The 22,487-nt window shown below is 50.2% G+C and carries 25 protein-coding genes and 1 pseudogene; 8 read left to right on the forward strand and 18 right to left on the reverse strand.

Going from position 1 to position 22,487, the window contains the following annotated elements:
• Positions 1-110 (forward strand): IS1 family transposase (locus K0778_RS21835; protein ID WP_019725171.1); only part of this gene is annotated, 110 nt, incomplete at its 5' end.
• A gap of 10 nt (positions 111-120) precedes the next feature.
• Here the strand turns inward: K0778_RS21835 and K0778_RS21840 are convergent.
• Both K0778_RS21840 and K0778_RS21845 read right to left on the reverse strand, forming a co-directional pair.
• The gene (locus K0778_RS21840; RefSeq protein WP_063084467.1) at positions 121-324 is read right to left on the reverse strand and encodes a DUF5445 family protein; all 204 of its coding nucleotides are present in this window, start codon (positions 322-324) and stop codon (positions 121-123) included.
• 75 nt (positions 325-399) lie between these two features.
• Positions 400-1,017 (reverse strand): glutathione S-transferase family protein, encoded by a 618-nt coding sequence (locus K0778_RS21845; RefSeq protein WP_000598850.1) that lies wholly within the window; start codon positions 1,015-1,017, stop codon positions 400-402.
• A 266-nt stretch (positions 1,018-1,283) separates the two neighbouring features.
• Here K0778_RS21845 and ansP point away from each other — a divergent pair, with 266 nt between their 5' ends.
• On the forward strand, positions 1,284-2,783 hold the full coding sequence (gene ansP, locus K0778_RS21850) for an L-asparagine permease (protein ID WP_153449119.1): 1,500 nt from the start codon (positions 1,284-1,286) through the stop codon (positions 2,781-2,783).
• A 114-nt stretch (positions 2,784-2,897) separates the two neighbouring features.
• Here ansP and K0778_RS21855 read toward each other — a convergent pair whose 3' ends face one another.
• On the reverse strand, positions 2,898-3,959 hold the full coding sequence (locus K0778_RS21855) for a YncE family protein (protein WP_000550672.1): 1,062 nt from the start codon (positions 3,957-3,959) through the stop codon (positions 2,898-2,900).
• Between the two features lie 241 nt (positions 3,960-4,200).
• Between K0778_RS21855 and pqqU the strand changes: the two genes are divergently transcribed.
• The gene (pqqU, locus tag K0778_RS21860; RefSeq protein ID WP_063084466.1) at positions 4,201-6,303 is read left to right on the forward strand and encodes a TonB-dependent receptor PqqU; all 2,103 of its coding nucleotides are present in this window, start codon (positions 4,201-4,203) and stop codon (positions 6,301-6,303) included.
• Between the two features lie 35 nt (positions 6,304-6,338).
• Here the strand turns inward: pqqU and mcbR are convergent, their stop codons facing one another.
• Positions 6,339-7,010 (reverse strand): colanic acid/biofilm transcriptional regulator McbR, encoded by a 672-nt coding sequence (gene mcbR, locus K0778_RS21865; protein ID WP_063084465.1) that lies wholly within the window; start codon positions 7,008-7,010, stop codon positions 6,339-6,341.
• 197 nt (positions 7,011-7,207) lie between these two features.
• Positions 7,208-8,245, reverse strand: a complete 1,038-nt coding sequence (gene curA / locus K0778_RS21870) for an NADPH-dependent curcumin/dihydrocurcumin reductase (protein ID WP_000531462.1) — start codon at positions 8,243-8,245, stop codon at positions 7,208-7,210.
• 180 nt (positions 8,246-8,425) lie between these two features.
• On the opposite strand from curA, the gene mddA reads away from it, so the two are divergent.
• Positions 8,426-8,944 carry an L-methionine sulfoximine/L-methionine sulfone acetyltransferase gene (gene mddA / locus K0778_RS21875; RefSeq protein ID WP_001310799.1) on the forward strand — a complete coding sequence of 173 codons (519 nt, stop codon included), beginning with the start codon at positions 8,426-8,428 and terminating at the stop codon, positions 8,942-8,944.
• A complete protein-coding gene (locus tag K0778_RS21880) occupies positions 8,941-9,390 on the forward strand; it encodes a DMT family transporter (protein WP_001076535.1) in 450 nt (149 codons plus the stop codon). The genes mddA and K0778_RS21880 overlap by 4 nt, the downstream gene beginning before the upstream one ends.
• Here the strand turns inward: K0778_RS21880 and ydcY are convergent, their stop codons facing one another.
• Both ydcY and ortT read right to left on the reverse strand, forming a co-directional pair.
• Complete coding sequence (gene ydcY, locus K0778_RS21885; protein WP_000018633.1) at positions 9,391-9,624, reverse strand: DUF2526 family protein YdcY; 234 nt, start codon at positions 9,622-9,624, stop codon at positions 9,391-9,393. It abuts the gene before it with no gap.
• An 85-nt stretch (positions 9,625-9,709) separates the two neighbouring features.
• On the reverse strand, positions 9,710-9,883 hold the full coding sequence (gene ortT / locus K0778_RS21890) for an orphan toxin OrtT (RefSeq protein ID WP_000061178.1): 174 nt from the start codon (positions 9,881-9,883) through the stop codon (positions 9,710-9,712).
• 194 nt (positions 9,884-10,077) lie between these two features.
• On the opposite strand from ortT, the gene yncL reads away from it, so the two are divergent.
• Positions 10,078-10,173 carry a stress response membrane protein YncL gene (yncL, locus tag K0778_RS21895; protein WP_001310798.1) on the forward strand — a complete coding sequence of 32 codons (96 nt, stop codon included), beginning with the start codon at positions 10,078-10,080 and terminating at the stop codon, positions 10,171-10,173.
• Between the two features lie 96 nt (positions 10,174-10,269).
• Here yncL and patD read toward each other — a convergent pair whose 3' ends face one another.
• The 8 genes and pseudogenes from patD to K0778_RS21935 all read right to left on the reverse strand — a co-directional run bounded on the left by patD (position 10,270) and on the right by K0778_RS21935 (position 17,964).
• Positions 10,270-11,694 (reverse strand): aminobutyraldehyde dehydrogenase, encoded by a 1,425-nt coding sequence (patD, locus tag K0778_RS21900; RefSeq protein ID WP_001163875.1) that lies wholly within the window; start codon positions 11,692-11,694, stop codon positions 10,270-10,272.
• Positions 11,695-11,715: 21 nt separating this feature from the next.
• Positions 11,716-12,510, reverse strand: a complete 795-nt coding sequence (locus K0778_RS21905) for an ABC transporter permease (protein ID WP_000555458.1) — start codon at positions 12,508-12,510, stop codon at positions 11,716-11,718.
• Positions 12,500-13,441, reverse strand: a complete 942-nt coding sequence (locus K0778_RS21910) for an ABC transporter permease (protein ID WP_001251313.1) — start codon at positions 13,439-13,441, stop codon at positions 12,500-12,502. Before K0778_RS21910 ends, K0778_RS21905 begins: the two co-directional genes overlap by 11 nt.
• Positions 13,442-14,455 carry an ABC transporter ATP-binding protein gene (locus tag K0778_RS21915; RefSeq protein WP_000220396.1) on the reverse strand — a complete coding sequence of 338 codons (1,014 nt, stop codon included), beginning with the start codon at positions 14,453-14,455 and terminating at the stop codon, positions 13,442-13,444. It lies immediately after the preceding gene.
• Between the two features lie 17 nt (positions 14,456-14,472).
• A complete protein-coding gene (gene ydcS / locus K0778_RS21920) occupies positions 14,473-15,618 on the reverse strand; it encodes a putative ABC transporter substrate-binding protein YdcS (RefSeq protein ID WP_000047418.1) in 1,146 nt (381 codons plus the stop codon).
• Between the two features lie 244 nt (positions 15,619-15,862).
• Positions 15,863-17,269 carry a PLP-dependent aminotransferase family protein gene (locus tag K0778_RS21925; RefSeq protein ID WP_001543733.1) on the reverse strand — a complete coding sequence of 469 codons (1,407 nt, stop codon included), beginning with the start codon at positions 17,267-17,269 and terminating at the stop codon, positions 15,863-15,865.
• A gap of 78 nt (positions 17,270-17,347) precedes the next feature.
• Positions 17,348-17,764 carry a type II toxin-antitoxin system antitoxin HicB gene (gene hicB, locus K0778_RS21930; RefSeq protein WP_001270286.1) on the reverse strand — a complete coding sequence of 139 codons (417 nt, stop codon included), beginning with the start codon at positions 17,762-17,764 and terminating at the stop codon, positions 17,348-17,350.
• A gap of 45 nt (positions 17,765-17,809) precedes the next feature.
• Positions 17,810-17,964 (reverse strand): annotated as a pseudogene (locus K0778_RS21935) (mRNA interferase).
• Between the two features lie 221 nt (positions 17,965-18,185).
• Between K0778_RS21935 and K0778_RS21940 the strand changes: the two are divergent.
• Positions 18,186-18,416, forward strand: a complete 231-nt coding sequence (locus K0778_RS21940; protein ID WP_000494244.1) for a YncJ family protein — start codon at positions 18,186-18,188, stop codon at positions 18,414-18,416.
• Between the two features lie 91 nt (positions 18,417-18,507).
• On the opposite strand, the gene rlhA is transcribed toward K0778_RS21940, so the two are convergent.
• A complete protein-coding gene (gene rlhA / locus K0778_RS21945; RefSeq protein ID WP_001619413.1) occupies positions 18,508-20,469 on the reverse strand; it encodes a 23S rRNA 5-hydroxycytidine C2501 synthase in 1,962 nt (653 codons plus the stop codon).
• A gap of 72 nt (positions 20,470-20,541) precedes the next feature.
• Positions 20,542-21,078 (reverse strand): DNA-binding transcriptional regulator SutR, encoded by a 537-nt coding sequence (gene sutR, locus K0778_RS21950; RefSeq protein ID WP_000429133.1) that lies wholly within the window; start codon positions 21,076-21,078, stop codon positions 20,542-20,544.
• 90 nt (positions 21,079-21,168) lie between these two features.
• Here sutR and ydcO point away from each other — a divergent pair, with 90 nt between their 5' ends.
• Entirely contained in the window at positions 21,169-22,344 is a 1,176-nt protein-coding gene (ydcO, locus tag K0778_RS21955) for a BenE family transporter YdcO (protein WP_001236251.1), read from the forward strand.
• Between the two features lie 39 nt (positions 22,345-22,383).
• On the opposite strand, the gene K0778_RS27830 is transcribed toward ydcO, so the two are convergent.
• Positions 22,384-22,487, reverse strand: a 104-nt coding sequence (locus K0778_RS27830) for a hypothetical protein (protein ID WP_249539887.1), incomplete at its 5' end; no start/stop codon positions are given.

A 22,487-nucleotide genomic window follows, 5' to 3' on the forward strand; every position in this document is an offset into this window, starting at 1 on the left:
TGAGGCAGCACCTGGCACGGCTGGGACGGAAGTCGCTGTCGTTCTCAAAATCGGTGGAGCTGCATGACAAAGTCATCGGGCATTATCTGAACATAAAACACTATCAATAAGTTGGAGTCATTACCGGATATTTTTATTTGTATTAATATTAATTGCATCTCCAACTCCGAGCATATCCATCATTAAAAACATTTTGAGATTATAGAATGCCTGTGATAACAACTGAAACATCTGCACAATGTGAATAGTTAGTTTCTTTTCAGAGGAAATGAAATAGACACGCTGAATGAAAAGGAGAGTGATATAAATTAAAAAACATACCATGAATTTAATTAATTACGCCCATCATTGTGGATAAAGTTACTGAATAATAAATAACATAATCTTCTGGTATCCCACTCAAATAATTTCATTCCTTTTTAATACTTCTTGTAATTTCGGTAACTGACATACAGCATCAGCAATCGCACTAATATTCGTGGCATTATCCTGAAACCATTCATGCCCAGGCCCCCATGTGCGCATAGTGCAAAGATAACAGTCCACCAGCGTTAGTTGCTCACCAAACGCATAAGGTTCAGCAGTGAGCTGCGAATTCAACCAGATATAAAGCGATTTTCGATATTCAATAACATTCTTCTTTAACTGTTCAGGTGCGTCAGGAGCCCAACGCTCAGGGTAATCGGCGAAAGTGAATGTTGGATAGACATTAGCAACCAGCCAGACCAATAGCCGTTGAAACAGCTGACGTTCGGCGCGCCCAACCGGTGGCGCAAGGTCCGGGCGACGATCGAGAACCATCAATGCAATCGCCGCTGTCTCCGTCATAATCTCGTCATTTTCCAGCGCCAGTGTCGGAATCTGACACAACGGGTTCAGGGTTTTCAATAACTCGCGTGAAGCTCCCTCGTGGTCAAAACCACTGACATCAAAGAACTGATAAGGAATATCAGCCAGTGTTAGCATCAGCTCACTGATTGTAGAGCCCCATCCGGGTACGCCATACACCTTAATCATATGCCCCTCACAATCTTTTAAAGATTAAGTGTAGGACAGTACACAGGTTAACCAGCAAAAGGATTTGTCATTTTTTCGTCAGTTGTATTATTCCCCTTCAGGATTGTAAGGGGATGTTTTGCATCGTTTATCGATAACGGGTAGGATGCTGCGCCGATAGTTTTATACCCATAAAGAATAATGGTGATAACTATCATCGCCAGGATGAATAAACATTGTTCATGGCAACTTATATGACTTTTTCATTAAAGCAATCAGGGAGAGCAATGAGTAAACACGACACCGACACTTCAGATCAACACGCCGCGAAACGCCGCTGGCTTAATGCCCACGAAGAGGGGTATCACAAAGCGATGGGCAATCGCCAGGTACAGATGATCGCCATTGGCGGCGCGATTGGCACTGGCTTGTTTTTAGGTGCAGGAGCCCGACTGCAAATGGCGGGGCCCGCACTGGCACTGGTCTATTTGATCTGCGGCCTGTTTTCATTTTTTATTCTACGTGCATTGGGTGAGCTGGTGTTACACCGCCCTTCCAGTGACAGTTTTGTCTCTTATGCCCGTGAGTTTTTGGGTGAGAAAGCCGCTTATGTTGCTGGCTGGATGTATTTCATCAACTGGGCGATGACGGGGATTGTCGATATCACCGCTGTAGCGCTGTATATGCATTACTGGGGGGCGTTTGGCGACGTGCCGCAGTGGGTCTTTGCGCTCGCTGCGCTGACCATCGTAGGCACCATGAACATGATCGGTGTGAAATGGTTCGCAGAGATGGAGTTCTGGTTTGCACTCATTAAAGTGCTCGCTATTGTGATCTTCCTGGTGGTGGGTACGGTGTTCCTCGGTAGTGGTCAGCCGCTGGATGGTAATACCACAGGGTTCCATTTAATTACCGATAATGGCGGTTTCTTCCCGCACGGGCTGCTGCCTGCACTGGTGCTTATCCAGGGGGTGGTTTTTGCCTTTGCATCGATTGAACTGGTAGGTACTGCGGCTGGTGAATGTAAAGATCCACAGACGATGGTGCCGAAAGCGATCAACAGTGTTATTTGGCGTATCGGTCTGTTCTATGTGGGTTCGGTGGTTCTGCTGGTGCTATTGCTGCCGTGGAATGCATACCAGGCCGGGCAGAGTCCTTTTGTGACTTTCTTCTCTAAACTTGGCGTGCCGTATATCGGCAGCATTATGAATATTGTGGTGCTGACCGCTGCACTCTCCAGCCTGAACTCAGGCCTGTACTGCACCGGGCGTATTCTGCGCTCAATGGCGATGGGCGGTTCCGCACCGAGTTTTATGGCGAAAATGAGCCGTCAGCATGTGCCGTATGCCGGGATTCTGGCGACACTGGTTGTGTATGTCGTCGGCGTATTCCTCAACTATCTGGTGCCGTCACGCGTATTTGAGATTGTGTTGAACTTCGCGTCGCTGGGAATCATCGCTTCATGGGCGTTTATCATCGTGTGCCAGATGCGCCTGCGTAAAGCGATTAAAGAAGGCAAAGCAGCGGATGTCAGTTTTAAACTGCCTGGCGCGCCCTTCACTTCCTGGCTGACATTACTGTTTTTACTGAGTGTCCTTGTGCTGATGGCGTTCGATTACCCGAACGGGACTTATACTATCGCGGCGCTGCCGATTATCGGTATTCTGCTGGTTATAGGCTGGTTTGGTGTGCGCAAACGCGTTGCTGAAATTCACAGCACTGCGCCAGTCGTCGAGGAAGATGAAGAAAAACAGGAAATCGTGTTTAAGCCTGAAACGGCGAGCTAATTGCAAAATTGCCCGGCTACGTGCCGGGCAACTTCAAATTACTGACGAAGGTGTGCCGCATGCGGCGTGATAAAAGTCAGGCAAGTCTCTCCGTTTTCACCCTCGCCATATCTATTACAGCGCAATACGAATCACATCGTCCGGCTGGGTAGCTTCCTGCTGTTTAGTGGATTTTTGTTTTACACTGACATACAGCGTTTTGCCATCGGCAGACAGCGCCAGGCTGTTCGGATGAGTCGGCGTATCGAACGTTTTCACCACTTTATAGCTTTTCGCGTCAATCACACTGACTTTACCTGCCTGACGATGCGTAACGTAGGCTTCATTACGCGCTGGGTTAAACAGCACAGCCAGTGATTCCGGTGCCGCAACCTTCGCCAGAATATTGCCATTACGGGTATCGACCACTAACACTTCTGCCGCTTTAGAATCGGTGATAAATGCACGCTGCCTGGCGATATCAAGGCTAATGTTGATAAAGAAGTGCTCTTTGCCGTCATCCAGCAGCTTTTTACGGCTGAGGATTTTATTGTCGGCGGTGTCGATGGTAATCAATTCGCCGTCAGCGTTAGTGGTGTAAAGACGTTTGCCTTTGCTATCCAGCGCCAGACCGGTACTCATTTTACCGGTGTTCTGGATGGCGGTTTTCAGTTTGATATTCTCGCCATCAACGACCCAAATCACGCTCTCTTTACCAATACCACTGATGTAAACGGTGTTCGTGGCATCATCAGCTACCAGCTCACGCGGTTGCAGCGGGCGCACCTCTTCCGTGCGCTTACGATCATCCAGCACCAGACGGCCTTTCACTTCGCCCGTTTTGGCATCTATCGCCGTGACCGCGCTGTTTACGGTGTTACCAAACCACAACGTCTGAGTCGTGTTATTGATGGTGGCACCAAACGGCTTGAGATCGTTATGGATCGCCTGCGTCACTTCCAGAGTGACCGGATCAAGACGATAAACCACGCCACCTTTATCCAGTTTGCGGCTTTGCGAAGTGGCGAGCCACAGTGCGTTTTCTTGCTGGCTATAAGCCATTTCGTAGGCACCTTTACCTACCGCTTTACGCAGCATTTCTTCTGCGGCCTGCGTACTGAATGATGAAGCAACAAGCAATGAACCTAACAGTAATGAACCACGCAGGCGCGATGAAAACAGATGACGTAAATGCATGACGACTCCCTTTGATGAACCGATATTTTTGCTGCTTCACAATGCTTCGCTAAGCGTAATCATCGTTACGCTCTTGTTATAAATGGGAATGGTAATCATTATTTTCTCAAATGTGGAGCATTTCTTGCCGTTACGACTACAATTTTCTCAATTACTTAACGTATCGTGCCGTTTCGTTTTCCATAAATTTACAATTTCATTACCATAACGGCGTTTTCCCATTCTTAACCTGGCTTTTTTCATGAAGATTTTTTCCGTCCGACAGACCGTTTTGCCCGCACTACTTGCCCTTTCCCCCGTTGTTTTTGCCGCTGATGAACAAACCATGATTGTCAGTGCCGCACCGCAGGTGGTTTCAGAACTGGATACCCCAGCAGCAGTAAGCGTAGTGGATGGCGAGGGGATGCGCCTGGCAACACCGCGCATTAACTTGTCCGAATCACTGACCAGCGTGCCTGGTTTGCAGGTACAAAATCGGCAGAACTATGCGCAAGATTTACAGCTGTCGATTCGCGGATTTGGCTCCCGCTCCACTTACGGAATTCGCGGTATTCGCCTGTATGTGGACGGTATTCCCGCCACCATGCCCGACGGGCAAGGGCAAACATCCAACATCGATTTAAGCAGTGTGCAAAATGTGGAAGTGCTGCGTGGCCCCTTTTCTGCCCTGTATGGCAACGCGTCTGGCGGTGTAATGAATGTCACCACCCAGACCGGACAACAGCCACCAACCATTGAAGCCAGTAGTTACTACGGCAGTTTTGGCAGCTGGCGCTATGGGCTGAAAGCAACGGGCGCAACGGGAGACGGCACACAACCCGGCGATGTTGATTACACCGTCTCAACCACGCGTTTTACGACCCACGGCTATCGTGACCATAGTGGCGCACAGAAAAATTTAGCCAATGCCAAACTGGGCGTACGCATTGATGAAGCCAGCAAATTAAGCCTGATTTTCAATAGTGTGGATATCAAAGCAGATGACCCAGGTGGGCTAACCAAAGCAGAATGGAAGGCGAATCCACAACAAGCGCCTCGTGCAGAACAGTACGACACGCGAAAAACCATCAAGCAAACTCATGCTGGGTTGCGCTATGAACGTAGCCTGAGTTCGCGGGATGATATGAGTGTGATGATGTATGCCGGAGAGCGAGAAACGACCCAGTACCAGTCAATACCCATGGCACCACAACTTAACCCGTCACATGCGGGCGGCGTGATTACCCTGCAACGCCATTACCAGGGAATAGACAGCCGCTGGACACACCGTGGTGAACTGGGCGTTCCGGTCACGTTCACTACCGGCCTGAACTACGAAAACATGAGTGAAAACCGCAAGGGCTACAATAACTTCCGCCTGAATAGCGGCATGCCGGAGTACGGGCAAAAAGGTGAGTTGCGTCGCGACGAACGCAATCTGATGTGGAACATCGATCCCTATTTACAGACGCAGTGGCAGCTGAGCGAAAAACTGTCGCTGGATGCTGGCGTGCGCTACAGCTCCGTGTGGTTTGATTCCAACGACCATTACGTTACTCCGGGTAACGGCGATGACAGCGGTGATGCCAGTTATCATAAATGGCTACCTGCCGGTTCGTTAAAATATGCAATGACCGATGCCTGGAATATCTATCTGGCAGCCGGGCGAGGTTTTGAAACGCCGACGATTAATGAGCTGTCTTATCGTGCTGATGGGCAAAGCGGTATGAACTTAGGTTTAAAACCATCCACCAACGATACAATTGAGATCGGCAGTAAAACGCGTATTGGTGATGGGCTGCTTAGTCTCGCATTGTTTCAGACCGACACTGATGATGAAATTGTTGTCGATAGCAGTAGCGGTGGGCGTACGACTTACAAAAATGCCGGAAAGACCCGTCGTCAAGGCGCTGAACTGGCATGGGATCAACGTTTCGCAGGAGATTTTCGCGTAAACGCGTCCTGGACCTGGCTTGATGCGACCTATCGCAGCAATGTTTGCAATGAACAGGATTGTAACGGTAATCGGATGCCAGGGATCGCCCGTAATATGGGCTTTGCGTCGATAGGTTATGTACCGGAAGATGGTTGGTATGCAGGCACGGAAGCGCGTTATATGGGCGATATTATGGCAGATGATGAAAATACGGCAAAAGCGCCGTCTTATACTCTCGTCGGCTTATTCACCGGGTATAAATACAATTACCACAATTTAACTGTGGATTTATTTGGTCGTGTCGATAATTTATTCGATAAAGAATACGTTGGTTCTGTCATTGTCAATGAGTCAAACGGGCGATATTACGAACCTTCGCCCGGACGAAATTATGGTGTCGGCATGAATATTGCGTGGAGATTTGAGTAATTACCTTGATGCCCGGTATTTGCCGGGCATTTACTTTAACGATTGTATTGCTGGTATAAAATAGCAATATTTTGTTGCATAATTTCAGCAAGACAATGTCTGCATCCCTCTTTGTCTTTTGCTTTTAACGCAGCGAGTAACAGATGATAGTTTTCTATATGCTCCCGTAATTCCGCTGGATTAATCGCTTCATAGAGATAATGTAAACCAGGCCCCATCCTGACCCACAGTTGCTCAATCATCTCACACAGGATGGGCATATTTGAGCGATGATAAATCGCTAAGCGAAATAGCCTGTTTACATTAATGATTTGTTCCATGTCGCCCTTTTCTTGCGCCTGCTGTAATTTCTCGAGCAATTCCTGGAGTTCCGCAAGGTCTTGCGGGGTGAGGTTTTCAACAGCCAGAGCAACTGCCATTAATTCCAGTTCGTAGCGGATCCGATTGATTTCGTCTAATTGACGTTTCCCCACTTCCGGAACTGTAAATGCTTGTGCTTGTGCAGGTGCGACAGAAAGCGCATTCACCGAAACCAGACGTAATAATGCTTCACGCACAGGTGTAATACTCATACCTAATTGCTCCGCCAGATTTTTAGTAATCAGGCGTGCGCCAGGTTTTAATGCGCCAATACTAAGCTGATGTTTCAGGTCGTTCTCAACCTGCAGAGTCAAACTGACATGTTTCATTTTTCCCGTTCCAGGCATTTTAATTCCTTCGCGTGTTTTCTGTCCAACCCTGCCTGCATGGCAGAAGGAATTCACCTGGTGTATTAAAGTGAATAATCATAAACCACTCACCTTTGTTGTTATTAGCAGCAGAACAATGATGTGGTTAGTTAATTAAAGCTGAAAATAAGCTTTTTGCCTGGATTTTTATGGCGGCTTACGCCGCCGTTGAAACTTTAATCATCACCCGCCACGCGGATCACCACTTTGCCGAAGTTTTTACCCTTCAGCAGGCCGATAAACGTCTGTGGCGCATTCTCTAAACCGTCAGTAATTTCTTCGCGGTAGTGGATTTTATCCTCTTTCACCCATTGCCCCATCTCCCTCTGAAACTCATGGATGCGGTGACCATAATCCTGAGCGATAATAAAACCTTGCAAGCGAATACGTTTTTTCAGCACTGTAGCCATCAACAGAGGTAAACGATCCGGACCGGGTGGTAGCTCTGTAGCGTTATAGCTGCTCACTAATCCGCAGACGGGAATGCGCGCAGATGTATTAAGTAACGGTAGCACCGCATCGAATACCTTACCGCCCACGTTTTCATAATAGATATCAATACCTTTTGGGCACGCTTTCGCCAGTTGTTCGGCAAAATCATCCGCGTGGTGATCAAGACAAACATCGAAGCCTAACACCTCGGTAGCATGGCGGCATTTTTCCGCGCCACCGGCTACCCCCACCACTCTGCAACCTTTAAGTTTGCCGATTTGCCCCACCGTCGCCCCCACTGGTCCTGTCGCCGCAGCTACCACCAACGTTTCGCCCTCTTTAGGCTGACCGATATCCAGTAGGCCCATATAAGCGGTAAAGCCTGGCATCCCTAGCACACCCAGCGACCACGATGGATTTTGCGGATGATCGCCAAGTTTCACCAGATCATCACCACTGGATATGTCATAGTCTTGCCATCCACTGTAGCCCAGCACCCAGTCGCCAGACTGATAATCAGGATGATTCGACTCCACGACACGGCTCACCGTACCGCCGACCATCACGCCGCCAATATCAACAGGCGGTGAATAAGATGGCTCATCGCTCATACGTCCACGCATATACGGGTCCAGGGACAAATAAACTGTGCGCAGTAACACCTGTCCTTCACCCGGTGTGGCGACATCATCTTCTTCAAGACGGAAATTCTCCGGAACAGGTGCGCCATGTGGACGCGAGGCCAGAACCCAACGTCGATTACGCTGCTTTTGTTGCCCCATAATGCTCTCCTGTGCTTTTGGCATGAATCCATCAATAGTAGCAGGCTCACGGGATTGGTTTTGTTTGCAGCCGTCACATCCCCTCTGCAACACGCAATAATTTCATCGAGGAATCCGTTGCTTCGGGCTGTTTTCGATAGTATTGATAACATCATCATCATTATTTTATTGAGGCCAGACATGTCCATCCGTTTTGCCCGCAAAGCCGACTGTGCTGCCATTGCGGAAATTTATAACCACGCCGTGTTGTATACGGCGGCTATCTGGAATGACCAAACGGTGGATGCTGATAACCGCATTGCCTGGTTTGAAGCGCGGACTTTAGCAGGTTATCCAGTGCTGGTGAGCGAGGAAAACGGCGTAGTGACGGGATATGCCTCGTTTGGCGACTGGCGTAGTTTCGATGGTTTTCGCCATACCGTGGAACATTCGGTTTATGTCCATCCCGATCATCAGGGCAAAGGTCTGGGGCGTAAATTGTTAAGCCGATTGATTGATGAAGCGCGGGATTGCGGGAAGCATGTCATGGTCGCCGGGATCGAATCGCAAAATCAGGCCTCGCTGCATCTCCACCAGTCGCTGGGATTTGTCGTCACCGCGCAAATGCCGCAGGTAGGCACTAAATTTGGTCGTTGGCTGGATCTGACATTTATGCAGTTGCAACTCGACGAGCGCACTGAACCGGACGCGATTGGATGAATCAGTCGCTCACCCTTGCTTTTTTGATTGCCGCCGGAATTGGTCTGGTTGTCCAGAACACGCTGATGGTGCGCATCACCCAGACCTCCTCTACCATTCTCATCGCCATGTTGCTGAACTCACTGGTGGGGATTGTGCTCTTTGTTTCTATTTTATGGTTTAAACAAGGCATGGCGGGGTTTGGCGAACTGGTGTCCAGCGTGCGCTGGTGGACACTTATACCTGGCTTGCTGGGATCGTTTTTTGTCTTCGCCAGTATCAGCGGATATCAGAATGTGGGAGCGGCGACAACTATTGCTGTACTGGTCGCCAGTCAGCTGATTGGCGGTCTGATGCTGGATATCTTCCGCAGTCATGGCGTACCACTACGGGCGTTGTTCGGCCCAATTTGTGGCGCAATTTTACTTGTGGTTGGCGCCTGGTTGGTAGCCAGACGCTCATTTTAATCAGAGGATGGTGCCGCCTTTGGTTAACTGTTCGTGGCGCGCTTCCATATCTTCTTTATGCTTGCGACCGTGATGGGCGATCGCTGTGCGCAGACGTTGCTGCTGGGTGTAGCGATCTTCCCGACTTAACTCCGCGTCATCGCTCAGGGCGATTAATAATTCGTTCATATGGGCAATGACGCTCTCTTCAATCGCGGCATCCACGCGCGCGATGACTTCATCCAGATGCGACATACTTTCTCCTTAGCCACTTGTGAAATTTATCGATTCATCCAAATGATATAAGTCTGCGTGGTGCCGTCAAGCCAGTGAGTAAGATTTAAAACAGTGAAAACAACAGCGCCACCGGGAAACTCATCGGCCATGTTGCCCCCACCAGAAAGGCGCTTAAGAAACGGATGCGTTTCTTATCGTGAGAAAGAAACCAGGTGATAAGAAATGCGATTGCTGCCATAACCGCATAAAAAACAAGCATGTGTTGATAGAGAGACATGTACGGGCGTCCAGCCAGATGAATAAAACGCGCGCAAATATGCGTCATTTTTTGACGTGCATCAAGTTTTTTCACCAGTTTGAGAAAAAATCATCAAACAGCAACTTGCCCTTATCCATCTTCAGAATGAGTATTATTGCGGATTTTCTTAACCCGTACTATACACATAGGGGCAATGATAAAAGGTGGCAAAAATGAATGTTTCCAGTAGAACTGTAGTACTGATAAATTTCTTTGCTGCTGTTGGTTTGTTTACTCTTATCTCTATGAGATTTGGCTGGTTTATTTGATGTAGTGATTTTGCACGCAGCACGTACTGTCAGAGAAATCAGTGCTCTGACAGTACGCAAGATCATCTCATACTCTTACGATCTGCAATATTATCCTTAATGTTTAACCATGACGTGGCGGACGACGGTGTAATCCTCCAGCCCATAAAGTGACATATCCTTGCCGTAACCAGAAAGTTTCTGCCCACCGTGCGGCATTTCACTTACCAGCATGAAATGGGTATTGACCCAGGTACAACCATATTGCAGCCGTGCGCTGACGCGATGCGCCCTGCCCACATCTTTCGTCCATACCGAAGATGCAAGTCCGTACTGGCTGTCATTCGCCCAGTTCACCACCTGTTCTTCGTTGTCGAAGGGCGTAACACTCACTACTGGACCAAATACCTCTTTTTGCACGATGGCATCGTCCTGTAATGCGCCAGCCAGCAGCGTCGGCGCATAGTAATAGCCATTACCCTTGCGCTTTTCACCGCCAGTGATCACTTTGATGTGCCCTGTCGCTTTCGCCTCTTCTACTGCCTTGCTGACGCGTTCGAGATGCGCCAGCGAGCTTAAAGGTCCAAGCTCCGTAGACTCGTCATCTGGCGCACCAGATTTTAACGTTGCCACCGCAGCACCCAGTTTTTCCACCAGCGTATCGTAAATGCCTTTTTGCGCGTAGATCCGACAAGCCGCAGTACAATCCTGTCCAGCATTGTAATAGCCAAATGTACGTACACCTTCGACCACTGCTTCAATATCCGCATCATCAAAAACAATCACTGGCGCTTTGCCACCAAGTTCCATATGAGTACGCTTAATGGACGACGCGGTATGGCTGATGATGTGCTCGCCGGTGGCGATAGAGCCCGTCAGCGACACCATCCGCACTTTGGGATGACCGGTCAGCGGATCACCCACCGTTTTGCCTCTGCCAAACAGTATGTTAATCACGCCTGCCGGGAAGATATCTTTCGCCAGCTCTGCCAACTTCAACGCGGTCAGCGGGGTAATTTCTGATGGTTTAAGCACTACGCAGTTCCCTGCCGCCAGCGCCGGAGCAAGTTTCCACGCGGCCATCATCAGCGGATAATTCCACGGTGCGATAGAAGCCACGACCCCCAACGGATCGCGACGGATCATCGAAGTATGACCTTCAAGATATTCACCTGCCGCCAGACCATTCAGACAGCGCGCCGCACCCGCGAAAAAGCGAAAAACATCGACAATCGCCGGGATTTCATCATTGAACGCACTATGCAGCGGTTTGCCACAATTACGGGACTCCAGTTCGGCAAAAACCTGACCATTTTCTTCGATAACATCAGCCAGTTTCAGCAGACATTCCGCACGCACTTTCGGCGTGGTTTGCCCCCATTCGGCAAATGCTGCATCTGCCGCGCGCACAGCAGCATCGACCTGCTCTGCGGATGCCTCGGCAATTTCCAGTAAAACGTCCCCCGTTGCCGGATTATAGACAGGCTGTTTTTCCCCTTCGCCGCTAACCAGTTCTCCGTTAATCAGTAACTTATGTTGCATAGCATATTCCTGTATCAGTGGTTATTGACCATTGTCGCCTTCGCGGGTTAGCCACCAGGCCCCCAGGATCGGCAAGGTTGTTACCAACATAACCAGCAGTGCCACCACGTTAGTTACCGGTACATCACGCGGTCGCCCAAGCTGATTGAGCAACCACAACGGTAACGTTCGTTCATGACCTGCCGTAAAGGTCGTAACGATGATTTCATCGAACGACAAGGCAAACGCCAGCATTCCTCCTGCCAGTAACGCCGAACTGAGATTCGGCAACACTACGTAGCGGAAGGTTTGCCAGCCATTGGCCCCAAGATCCATTGACGCCTCAACCAGACTCCAGGAGGTGCGGCGAAAACGGGCGATGACATTGTTAAACACCACAACTACACAAAAAGTCGCATGACCGACCACGATGGTGAAAAATCCCGGCTCCAGATTGATGGTTTTAAAGGCGGTTAATAACGCCAGACCAGTGACAATGCCCGGCAGCGCAATGGGCAGCAGCAGTAACAGCGAAATGGCGTTTTTGCCGAAAAAGTCTCGTCGCCACAGCGCGGCAGCTGCCAGCGTCCCTAACACCAGCGCAATTAATGTCGCCAGCGCCGCCACTTTAAGTGACAGTGTCACGGCATCAAGAATATCACTACGCTGTGCTGCCACGCTAAACCAGCGCAGCGTCAGGCCCTGCGGTGGAAAACTAAACGCCGCATCTTCAGTGTTAAACGCATAGGCGGCGATTATCAGGATGGGAAAATGTAGGAAAACAACGCCGCCCCAGGCCGCCAGTTTGAGGAAAAACGGTGCGCGTTCAGAGTGCATCGAACGCTCCCAGACGTTTCACGAACGCCAGGTACAGTGCGATGAGAATAATCGGCACCAGGGTGAATGCCGCCGCCATCGGCATATTGCCAATCGCCCCCTGCTGGGAATAAACCATATTGCCGATAAAATATCCTGGAGGACCAACCAGCTGCGGGACGATAAAATCGCCCAGTGTGAGTGAGAAGGTAAAGATAGAGCCAGCGGCAATACCCGGGATTGCCAGCGGCAGCACCACATAGCGAAAGGTTTGTCGTGGACGTGCGCCGAGATCAGCCGACGCCTGCAACAATGACGGCGGCAAACGCTCAAGCGCCGCCTGAACGGGCAGGATCATGAACGGCAACCAGATATAGAGAAACACCAGAAAGCGCCCCAGCCCGGAAGTTGACAGCGTATTTCCGCCCACCGCAGGTAATGTAAGGAACGCAGTCAGCAGTGGTTCCAGCCCAAGATGTTGTAAAAACCACTGAGCCACGCCATCTTTTGCCAGCAATAACGTCCAGGCATAGGCTTTAACAATGTAGCTCGCCCACATCGGCAACATTACCGCAATATAAAAAAACGCTTTCATTTTCCCGCTGGTATAGCGCGCCATATACCACGCCATTGGAAAAGCCAGAATGGCGCTGGCGATAGTGACTGCCACAGCCATAGTCAGCGTGCGGAGAATGATGTCGTAATTCGCCGGATTAAACAGCGCACGGATATTCGCCAGCGTCAGTTCCGGCGTTACCGACATGGTGAAATCGTCAAAAGTATAAAATCCCTGCCATAACAGTGTCAGCAGCGAGCCGAAATAGACAATGCCAAACCACATTAGCGGGCCAAGCAGCAGTAAAAACAGCCCCAGCCCCGGATTACGCCAGAAGAAACCGGACACCTTACCCAGACCTGGACGTGAAGGTGATTGCAATACATTCATCGCCATTCACCTCTCCTCAACCAGCGGCACCATCACATCACGCGACCAGGAAACCATCACCTGTTGTCCGGGCGTGAGCGTGGCAGGCAGTTCTTCGCCTGTCATATTGGCCTGACTCACAAGCAGTTTTTCACCGCCGTTCAATTTCAGTTCAAAACGAGTTGCCGCGCCCTGATATTGCACCGCCTGGATCGTGCCATTGGCCTGCAGTTCACCAGGGGTGTTGAGGCGGATATGTTCCGGTCGCAGGGCGAAGCTTCCCGTCATGCCACAAAGTTTCTCTGCCATCAGTCCATCAAAAACATTCGATGTACCAACGAACCCGGCAACAAACGGCGTGCGCGGGCGCATATAGAGATCGCGCGGGGAATCGACCTGCTCAATGCGTCCATTATTGAAAACCGCCACACGATCGGACATCGATAACGCTTCGCCCTGATCGTGGGTAACGAAGATAAAAGTGATACCGAGAGACTGTTGCAGTTTTTTCAGTTCCAGCTGCATCTGCTCACGCAATTTGAGATCCAGTGCGCCGAGCGGTTCATCCAACAGCAATACGCGCGGTTCATTCACCAATGCTCTGGCGATAGCAACCCGCTGGCGCTGACCACCAGAAAGTTGTGACGGTTTACGTTGATGTACAAACCCCAACGCCACTTTCTCCAGCGCCTCTTGCGCCATTGCGTGCCGCTGCTTTTTATTCACGCCTTTGACCATCAGCCCATAGGCGACATTGTCAAGAATCGACATATGCGGAAATAGCGCGTAGTCCTGAAAGACAGTATTCACGTCCCGCTCCCACGGTGGCAGATTGCTGGCGGGTTTACCAAAGATAGAGATAGCCCCGCCGGAAAGCTGTTCGAAGCCAGCAATCAGGCGCAGGCAGGTGGTTTTGCCGGAGCCGGACGGCCCCAGCATAGAGAAGAACTCACCATCTTTTATCGCAATACTGACGCCATCTACTGCGCGCACGTCACCGTACAACCGCGAGACGTTGTCAAACTCCACTGCGTACGTCATAAAGCACCCCAGCGAAGTTAGCGACCGCCCATAATGGCAATGTAATCCTGCGTCCAGCGACTGTAGGGAACAAACTTGCCCCCTTCTGCTATAGGCGTTTTCCAGAAGGCGATTTTGTCGAAATAGTTAAAACCGTTGGTTTCACAACCTTTTTCGCCTAATAACGGACTGGCTTTACACCCTTCCGGCACTACCGGTAACGAGCCAAACCAGGCCGCCACATCGCCCTGCACTTTTGGCGTTAATGACCAGTTCATCCATTTGTAGGCGCAAACCGGATGTTTCGCTTCGCTATGCAGCATGGTGGTATCAGCCCAACCGGTAACACCCTCCTTCGGGAAAACGGTAGCAACAGGCTGGCCTTCGGCTTTCAGGGCGTTGGCCTGATAGGGCCAGGCACTGGAAGCAACCACACCCTCGTTTTTGAAATCGCTCATTTGCACGGTAGTGTCATGCCAGTAGCGATGGATCAAACTGTGTTGAGCGCGCAGCACTTTCAGCACCGCCTGGTACTGTTCTTCGGTGAGTTGATACGGATCGCTGATGCCCAACTGCGGCTGAGTGGCTTTAACGAACAACGCAGCGTCCGCAATATAGATAGGGCCATCATAAGCCTGAACGCGGCCTTTATTGCTCTTGCCGTCCGGCAGATTTTGCTCAACAAAAACCTCTTGCCAGCTATCCGGCGGCGTCGGGAAGGTTTTAGTGTTGTACATCAGCAGGTTCGGACCCCATTGATATGGCGTGCCATAGACTTTGCCGCCCACGTTAAACCAGTCGCCTTTAACCACGCGCGGATCGAGCGTTTTCCAGTTGGGAATCAATGCGGTATTAATCGGCTGCACGCGTTTACCCATAATCAAACGCAGCGAGGCATCGCCGGATGCCGTAACCAGATCGTAACCCCCTTTGGTCATCAGACTGACCATTTCATCGGAAGTCGCGGCGGTTTTCACATTCACCGCGCAGCCTGTCTCTTTTTCGAACTGCGTTACCCAGTCGTATTGTTTATCAGTTTGTCCGCGTTCGATGTATCCCGGCCAGGCGATAATATCCAGACGCCCTTCCGGTTTATCTAAATTGGTAGGTGGTTCGGCGGCGTGAGCGGTCATTATTGTCATGCTGAGCGCACACAGGCTGCTGCGGGCAAATGTCTTGCTCATAAGGTCTTACTCCTGTCGTAATTAATTGTTCAGCCGCCGTGCCGTAAAAATATCTCCTTGTTTAACCATAGACGGCGGCTTGCAGGCACACCTTCGCCCCTGAGAAAATTTAATCAGGTTGTGAGCTACCGCGCATTATGCCGTCTGTAAGGTTATCTTCTGGAGTATAGTCAAGGAGTTAGGAAATATGACTGCTATTCGAAATTCATATTACCCAATCTAAGAGGAATTAAATTAAACGCTATTACAGCCGTTCTTGAATAAGTTTGCCTAATTGTTTTACCGCCTGTTCTTCACGCTCTCCCCACTGCCACGCGGTATTAAAACGGAAAAAACGTGACCAGTTTTCACCGGTAGAAAACATTTTACCCGGCGCAATACTGATATGATGCGCCAGTGCCGCCTGGCTTAATTCGCCCGCATCTAACGGTTCGGGAAGCTCCAGCCAGAGAAAATAACCGCTGTCATTATGATGAATTTTCACTTCCGCAGGCAGATAACGCAGCAGTGCCTGCCAGGCACGTTGTTTACGTTCCGCAAGCTGGCGACGCAGGCGACGAAGATGGGCGTCGTATCGGCGCGTGGAAAGGTAATCCACCAGCGCAAGCTGCATCGGTGAGCTGGTGGAAAGCGTACTCATCAACTGCAATCGTTGAATTTTACGTGCATGTTTGCCGGCGGCGACCCAACCAATACGAAAACCAGGCACCAGACATTTCGAAAACGAAGAGCAATGCAAAACGCCATCGTGGCGATCCCACGCTTTCGCAGGCAGCGGTTTTTCCCGTCCAAAATAAAGTTCGCTGTAAACGTCATCTTCAATCAGCGTTACGTTGTACTGATTGAGCAACGCCACCAGTTGTGCTTTTTTTTGCGGCGTTAAGGTAAATCCGAGTGGATTCTGGCTATTAGTCATCAGCCAGCACGCTTTCACCGGATACTCCTGCAACGCCAGTTCCAGCGCCTGAAGATCGATCCCTTCTTTAACATCCGTCGCCACCGATAACGCCTTCAGCCGTAGCCGCTCCAGCGCCTGCAACGCACCGTAGAAACAAGGATTCTCTACTATCACCCAATCGCCCGGTTCAGTTACCGCTTGCAAACTGAGGTTTAATGCTTCTAACGCCCCGGCAGTGATGACAATTTCATCAGGAGAAATGGTGATGCCCTGTAAGGCATAGCGACGGGCAATAGCCTGACGCAGTTCTGCGTTTCCTGGCGGCAAATTTTCAATCACGCTCATCGCCGTGGCGGTTTTGCTTACCTGCGCCAGCGAGCGGTTTAGTTGTTGGAGGGGGAAAAGTCGCGGGTCGGGAAAGGCCGAGGCAAACGGAACTACCGACGGATCGCGACTGGCCTGCAACATATCAAAAATATAGGTGTTGATATCGACTGCTTCATCTCGAGTGACTGGAATGACTGGCGCTTTCGGCATTTTTATTGCCTGTGGCGCAACGTAATAACCCGACTGCGGTCGTGCGATAATATATCCCTGACTTTCGAGCAACTGATAGGCATGGCTGACAGTCATAAAGCTCATGCCTGAAAGCGCCACCTGGTCACGCAACGAAGGCAAACGATCGCCGGGTTGCCAGATACCCGACGCAATCTGCTCGCGTAATTGTTCTGCAAGCTGCTGGTATTTTTTCATTATCGAATCGTAATTATGTGCAGATGATTCGGCAGTCTATATCAGTTGTTAAAAATGACAACTTTTCGTTAACTGTAATTAAACCATCACCAGCGATAACTCTTTGCCAAGCGCCTTTGCCGCGAGCTGGACGGCGTCGATTTTTGTCGCATGATGCAAGTTAAATAGGCGAGTAATCTCCTGTTTAGGTTTGCCAATTCGCCTGGCTAACTCTTGCTGAGTGATTTCTGACTGTAAAAAAGCATTTAATAGCAATACTTTAGAGGCGACGCTCAAAGGTACTTCTATAAAGTGATCGTGACTATTTAATGGCGAAGGTAACGGGATAAGCTCGTTATCTTCAAAATAAAAATCAAATGCGGTCAGTAAAGCATCTTTTGCCGCTTCCATCGCTTCAGCGACAGTTTCGCCCTGCGTCAACGCTTCAGGGATATCCACAAAAGAAACCATATAACCGCCTTCCGGCGCGGGTGTAAGAGTGACGGGATAACGCATAATTTCGACTGTCCCTCGCATGTCATTAACCTTTTTAATTGGCGATTAACTCAAACCGAGTTGTTTCAGGATTGCTTTACGCAGGGGTGACGCGGCATGACACTGCGCCTCCCATGAAACCTGAGTTTCAAATGGTTGCTGCCATTCGCTACATCGACGCCCTGAGATTCGAGCCAACGTCTGAACTCGCTTTGTTTCACATCGCCTCCCTGCCGCTGAGTATATCAACAAAGTAAACATTAGTGTTTACCTCCGTGTGTAATTTGCTCGAAAATAGCACTAAATCGCCGCAACGACAGAATGCAATGCAAAATCAGGAAGGAAGATTCCAGAATTTCTTTGCGCTAATTTGCAAAACTGAATAATAACCTCAAGAAACGATCGGCATCATAGCGGCAAAAGGTAAGAAAAAGGTGGCAGGATGTTTACGAAGGCGTTATCGGTTGTCTTATTAACGTGTGCGCTGTTCTCAGGACAACTCATGGCAGGGCACAAAGGACATGAATTTGTGTGGGTAAAGAATGTGGATCATCAGCTGCGTCATGAAGCGGACAGCGATGAATTGCGTGCTGTGGCGGAAGAGTCGGCGGAAGGTTTGCGCGAGCATTTTTACTGGCAAAAATCGCGCAAACCAGAAGCGGGACAACGTTGAGTCGTTTGATACCGGATGCGGCGTGACGCCTTACCCGGCAGGCAATATCATGCAGATTCAATGAGTGGTGAGTAACCAGAAAACTGGCGTTTTACCCTTTTCGCTTCGGCAATGTTTTCAGCAGCTCATCCGGACTTACGGATGCCACTACGCTTCCCGGTAAAGGCATTTTCAGTATGTGATTTTTGATTTTGCCAATGACGTGCATCTCGCATGGGCGGCAATCAAACTTTAGCGTTAATACTTCATCGCCGTTAACCAGTTGCATTGGCGTAGCCTTCCAGCTTTTGATATTGCCTTTCGCCTGTTTCGGGCACAAATTAAAGGCAAAGCGCAGACAATGCTTGGTGATCATCACCGGGACTTCGCCCTTCTCTTCATGTGCCTCATACGCCGCGTCAATCAGCTGCACACCATAGCGATGATAAAATTCACGCGCTTTCTGGTTGTAAACGTTCGCGAGGAAACTCAGATGCGTTTGCGGATAAACCGGCGCAGGATCAGCAACCGGTTTACGGCTGCCGCGCTGGTAACTGGCAAGACGCGCAGCATCCAGCATGTCAGCAGCTTCACGGCGGAACTGGTTTAACAGACTGTTTGGTACAAACAGCGCCCCCGGCAAATTAATTTGCACATCGCGGGCGTAATAGAGGGTTTGCCCCAGTTTTGCCAGACCATCCTTCAGATTGTTCATTGCTTTTTCGGCGTTATTGGCTTCGTCGAACTGCCCATCCAGCGTATGCGTTATGCTGACCCCCTCTTCACTGGTGAGAGTCAGAATCAATTGTTCCTGCCAACCGCCCAGTTCAATATCTACCGCCACCCGACGTTCGCTGGAGGTTTTTGTCAGTGCCTGCTGCCAGTTATGATCAAGATTACGGTTTAGTGGGTGATGCGGGCGAATTTTGTGCAAATCTGCTGGCATTTCATTGGGCCAGACGCGGTACTGATTTTCTCCGGTTTTCTCGACCGTATTGGCACGAAAACCGACGACTTCACGTTTAATCAACACGTTCAGGCCATCGCCATTTGCCAGTGGCTCGGTAACGGCAACATCGAGATGATCTTTCGCCACTTTCACTACTTCGCCTACCGGCAGGCCGATAAATTTCGGCGAATCGAACGCGCCAATATCGCCTTTACGGGCATTCACAAAATAATCTGTGCTACCACGGTGGAAAGTCTTTTCCGTCGATGGAACAAAGAAATGTTCAGTACGACCTGATGAAGCACGCGTCAGATCGCCACGTTCTTCAATAATGGCATCAAGCATCTGGCGATAATGGGCGGTGATATTCTTCACGTAGCTCATATCTTTGTAACGCCCTTCAATCTTGAAGGAGCGTACACCAGCATCAATCAGCGCGCCGAGGTTGGCAGTCTGATCGTTATCTTTCATCGACAGCAGATGTTTTTCATAGGAAACCACCCGCCCCTGATCGTCTTTCAATGTGTATGGCAAACGGCACGCCTGTGAACAATCGCCACGGTTGGCGCTACGCCCTGTTTGCGCATGAGAAATGTAGCACTGACCCGAATAGGCCACGCACAGTGCCCCATGAATAAAGAATTCAATGGTCGCGTCCGTAGCCTGGTGAATCGCGCGGATCTGATCAAGATTCAGCTCTCGCGCCAGCACAATCTGCGTGAAGCCAACATCAGAGAGGAACTTCGCTTTTTCAACTGTACGAATGTCGCACTGCGTACTGGCGTGCAGTTCAATCGGCGGAATATCAAGTTCCAGAATCCCCATATCCTGAACAATCAGCGCATCGACACCGGTCTGGTAGAGGTCAGTAATCAGCCGTTGCGCGGGTTCCAGCTCATCATCATGCAAAATGGTGTTAAGCGTGACGAAAATTTTTGCACCATAACGATGGGCAAACGGCACCAGCTCGGCAATATCTTTCAGGCTATTACTGGCATTATGACGGGCACCAAAACCAGGGCCGCCGATATAAACAGCATCGGCACCGTGCAAAATAGCTTCGCGGGCAATGGCGGCATCGCGTGCCGGGCTTAACAGTTCAAGTCGATGAGAAGATACGGTCACATTCTTATCCAGTAGCTGAAAAATGGCGGCTATTTTAGCCACAAGCGCGACGTTGCGAAATAGTTTTCCCGCTTAACTGCGCGGGTAATGGATGAGGGAATGAAAATGTACGGTTTGCTCCCCACCATTACGATAGATATGCGTGACGTCTGCAGCAAATCGAACGCCTTCCCCACAATTAAGGGTCTGCCATTCCCCATCAACGCACAGATCAAGTTGTCCATCAATGACGACGACATGTTCGATTACCCCCTTCTCATGGGGCGTCGATTCGCTTATTGCACCAGATGCCATCTGAATCGAGAAGTGTTCAAAGCAGAGTTGTGGATCATAAGGAAACAGCGAAGTGATCACCATCGCCTGCTGTTGTGGATCATAAACTGAAGGCGTAGCGGACTGCGGCGGAGAAATAAATGTTGAAAATGGTACGTTCAACCCGGTGGCAATTTTCCATAATGTCGCGACCGTCGGACTGGACTCATTACGCTCAATCTGCCCTAACATTGCTTTAGAAACGCCCGTCGCTTCTGCCAGTCGCGAAAGACTCCAGCCGCGCTGCTGGCGTAGTTGTTTAAGTGTGGCGGATAAAAAGCGAGCGAGATTTTCCATGCGACTCCTCCGGCAAAACGGAAGTTTATCACTTGTGCGTTATAACGGACAAATGCTACGGTGCCTGTACGCTATAACGCACAGGTGACTATGCGTCTGTTTTCTATTCCTCCACCCACGCTACTGGCGGGGTTTCTGGCGGTATTAATTGGCTACGCCAGTTCAGCGGCAATAATCTGGCAAGCAGCGATTGTCGCCGGAGCCACCACTGCACAAATCTCTGGCTGGATGACGGCGCTGGGGCTGGCAATGGGCGTCAGTACGCTGACTCTGACATTATGGTATCGCGTACCTGTTCTCACCGCATGGTCAACGCCTGGCGCGGCTTTGTTGGTCACCGGATTGCAGGGACTAACACTTAACGAAGCCATCGGCGTTTTTATTGTCACCAACGCGTTAATAGTCCTCTGCGGCATAACGGGACTCTTTGCTCGTCTGATGCGCATTATTCCGCACTCGCTTGCGGCGGCAATGCTTGCCGGGATTTTATTACGCTTTGGTTTACAGGCGTTTGCCAGTCTGGACGGTCAATTTACGTTGTGTGGAAGTATGTTGCTGGTATGGCTGGCAACCAAGGCCGTTGCGCCGCGCTATGCGGTAATTGCCGCGATGATTATTGGGATCGTGATCGTCATCGCGCAAGGTGACGTTGTCACAACTGATGTTGTCTTTAAACCCGTTCTCCCCACTTATATTACCCCTGATTTTTCGTTTGCTCACAGCCTGAGCGTTGCACTCCCCCTTTTTCTGGTGACGATGGCATCGCAAAACGCACCGGGTATCGCAGCAATGAAAGCAGCTGGATATTCGGCTCCTGTTTCGCCATTAATTGTATTTACTGGATTGCTGGCACTGGTTTTTTCCCCTTTCGGCGTTTATTCCGTCGGTATTGCGGCAATCAGCGCGGCTATTTGCCAAAGCCCGGAAGCGCATCCGGATAAAGATCAACGTTGGCTGGCCGCTGCCGTTGCAGGCATTTTCTATTTGCTCGCAGGTCTGTTTGGTAGTGCCATTACCGGGATGATGGCTGCCCTGCCCGTAAGTTGGATCCAGATGCTGGCAGGTCTGGCGCTGTTAAGTACCATCGGCGGCAGTTTGTATCAGGCGCTGCATAATGAGCGTGAGCGAGACGCGGCGGTGGTGGCATTTCTGGTAACGGCAAGTGGATTGACGCTGGTCGGGATTGGTTCTGCGTTTTGGGGATTAATTGCCGGAGGCGTTTGTTACGTGGTGTTGAATTTAATCGCTGACAGAAACCGATATTGACATCCTCCACGCCCTGAAGGACGTGGATCCCTGCTACGTTCAGGCTGTCGCCTGAATCATTTCGGTGGGTTCCTGCTTCAACGGGCGGCCTGACTGCACCATCTCTCCACAGGCAAGAACGGCGTGTCCCGCCGCTAAAATGT

The sequence above is a fragment of the Escherichia sp. XD33 genome (genome assembly GCF_019375075.1).
Classification (GTDB): Bacteria; Pseudomonadota; Gammaproteobacteria; order Enterobacterales; family Enterobacteriaceae; genus Enterobacter; species Enterobacter flexneri_A.